Origin of the sequence: Kaistella sp. (genome assembly GCF_049588135.1) — a bacterium.
In the GTDB taxonomy this organism is placed as follows: domain Bacteria; phylum Bacteroidota; class Bacteroidia; order Flavobacteriales; family Weeksellaceae; genus Kaistella.
The window spans coordinates 1-2,085 of record NZ_JBAVFG010000095.1 but is presented as its reverse complement, the minus strand read 5'-3'; the positions used below and the strand labels follow the sequence as shown (position 1 = coordinate 2,085).

Annotated in this window: 3 protein-coding genes; all 3 read right to left on the bottom strand. The window is 35.2% G+C overall.

Annotated features, from left to right (window positions below; all coding sequences use genetic code 11):
* A partial coding sequence (locus WBY99_RS05660) for a Fic/DOC family N-terminal domain-containing protein (protein WP_423975361.1) occupies positions 1–415 on the bottom strand: 415 nt, incomplete at its 3' end.
* Positions 403–549 carry a hypothetical protein gene (locus WBY99_RS05655; protein WP_423975360.1) on the bottom strand — a complete coding sequence of 49 codons (147 nt, stop codon included), beginning with the start codon at positions 547–549 and terminating at the stop codon, positions 403–405. The genes WBY99_RS05655 and WBY99_RS05660, both read right to left, overlap by 13 nt.
* A gap of 127 nt (positions 550–676) precedes the next feature.
* Entirely contained in the window at positions 677–1,864 is a 1,188-nt protein-coding gene (gene mnmA, locus WBY99_RS05650; RefSeq protein ID WP_423975359.1) for a tRNA 2-thiouridine(34) synthase MnmA, read from the bottom strand.
* Positions 1,865–2,085 lie beyond the last annotated feature (221 nt).

The following is a 2,085-nucleotide window of genomic DNA, read 5'->3' as shown; positions in this document are numbered from 1 at the left end:
TTTCATAAAGATATGATACAATTTTTCTGGCATCTTCTGTTTTTTCTTTATGTTGAATTAATTTTTCGTTTACGTCTCTTTGTAATTTTAAAATTCCATCAAAAGTTTCAACTCCTATTTTGGCTGTTTCAGTAACTCCGGAAATCAAAGTTTTGTGCGTGTTTTTTATCAATCTTGCAGAAATTGGTAGTTTTTCCAAATCATTTGCTGCCGTTTTCATCGCTAAAATGTAATTTTGAACTTCGTCCCAATCGTCCCTTTTATCCAAAGCAAGATCTTCTTTTTGAAGAAACGTTTCTTCCATATTGGTTTGTGTTCCTTCTATTTTGGTAGATTGTGTTGTTTCTTTCACAATGTGCATGCTGATAAATAAATCAATATTTACATATTGCGAGAAAAAATCTAACCGACCCAATTGTATATATTGGCTTTGCTCAATAAACTTTGAATCTCCATATCTTCGATCATCCAATCTCTATTGATAAAATTGGGTTGAAAGCTCTTGTAATATCCTTGATTGATATATTTTCCTGAGTCGAAAGTTTTCATTTTCGTTTAATAAAATCTTTACTATTAAACAACAAAAACCTTTAATAAGAAAAGTTTCATTAAAGGTTTTTATAAATTATTTTAGAAACGAAAGTTCTTGGTTCTTTTTACTTTTTCCTTGGCTCTTTTACGAAATCACGCCACTTCCCACCAATTCATCTTCCAAATACCACGCAGCAAATTGCCCTTCGGCAATGGCAGATTGTGGATTTTCAAACTCGATATAAAATCCTTCTTCGAACTGATAAAGCGTTGCTTCTTCCAAAGTTTGTCGGTATCGGATTCTCGCTTGTATTTTCATCGATTCGCCATTTTGCAAACGCAAATCTTCACGAACCCAATGTACTTCGGAGTTTTCTATTTTTAAAGCTTTTCGGAAAAGCCCTGGGAAATTTTTTCCTTCACCCACATAAACCGTGTTGGTTTTCATATCTCTGGAAATCAAAAAGCAAGATTCCACATGTCCGCCAATTCCTAAACCTTTACTTTGACCGACAGTAAAATAATGCGCACCTTGATGTTTGCCAATTACTTTTCCATCTGATTTTTCGTATTTTATTTTTTGAGAAATAAATTCTAATTCTTCTAATTTTGATAAAAACTCAGGTGTTTCTTGATGAAAACCGTCGAAATTTTTAAAAATTTCTACAATTTCGCCTTCTTTTGGCTCAAGCTGTTGTTGCAGAAAAGTTGGTAAACTCACTTTCCCGATGAAACATAATCCTTGCGAATCTTTTTTATCCGCCGTTACCAAATCCATTGCTCTTGCGATTTCCCGAACTTCAGGTTTGGTTAATTCCCCAATCGGAAACAACGATTTCGACAATTGATCTTGGTTTAATTGACACAAAAAATACGACTGATCTTTGTTATTATCTTTCCCCGCCAAAAGATGAAAAATTTCCTTTCCATTTTCATCAAAAGTAGAGTTCACTTGTGCGTAATGTCCTGTCGCAACTTTCTCAGCACCAAGCGATAAGGCTGTTTTCATAAAAACATCAAACTTCACTTCACGGTTACACAAAACGTCGGGATTTGGTGTTCGACCTTTTTTATATTCATCGAACATATAATCCACAATTTTCTCTTTGTACAATTCGCTCATATCGATGACCTGATACGGAATTCCCAATTTTTTCGCCACCATCAAAGCATCATTGCTGTCCTCAATCCACGGGCATTCATCTTCCAAAGTTACCGACGCATCGTTCCAATTTCGCATAAAAAGTGCCACCACTTCATGTCCTTGTTTTTGCAACAAATACGCTGCAACACTGGAATCTACACCTCCAGATAAACCTACTACTATTTTCATATTTTTGTTACACTTTCGTTAAGGGAAAGTTTTACGGATGCAAAATTACGGAAATAATTAGGAGCAACACGAGTCGTCCTATTCCGAAAAGCAGTCCCGCTTTCCACTGTATCTTTTTTCGTCCTTCGTCCTCAAAAAAGGATGCCGTTCCAATCGGGGCTAAGAAGGAGTTTCGTTTTTTTAACAAAGCATCAACTCAAAAATTTTCGATTGATAGAAAT

Excerpts from the sequence above, each read along its gene's own strand:
- WBY99_RS05655 (WP_423975360.1), bottom strand. The coding sequence starts at position 549 with ATGAAAACTTTCGACTCAGGAAAATATATCAATCAAGGATATTACAAG.
- mnmA (WP_423975359.1), bottom strand. The coding sequence starts at position 1,864 with ATGAAAATAGTAGTAGGTTTATCTGGAGGTGTAGATTCCAGTGTTGCA.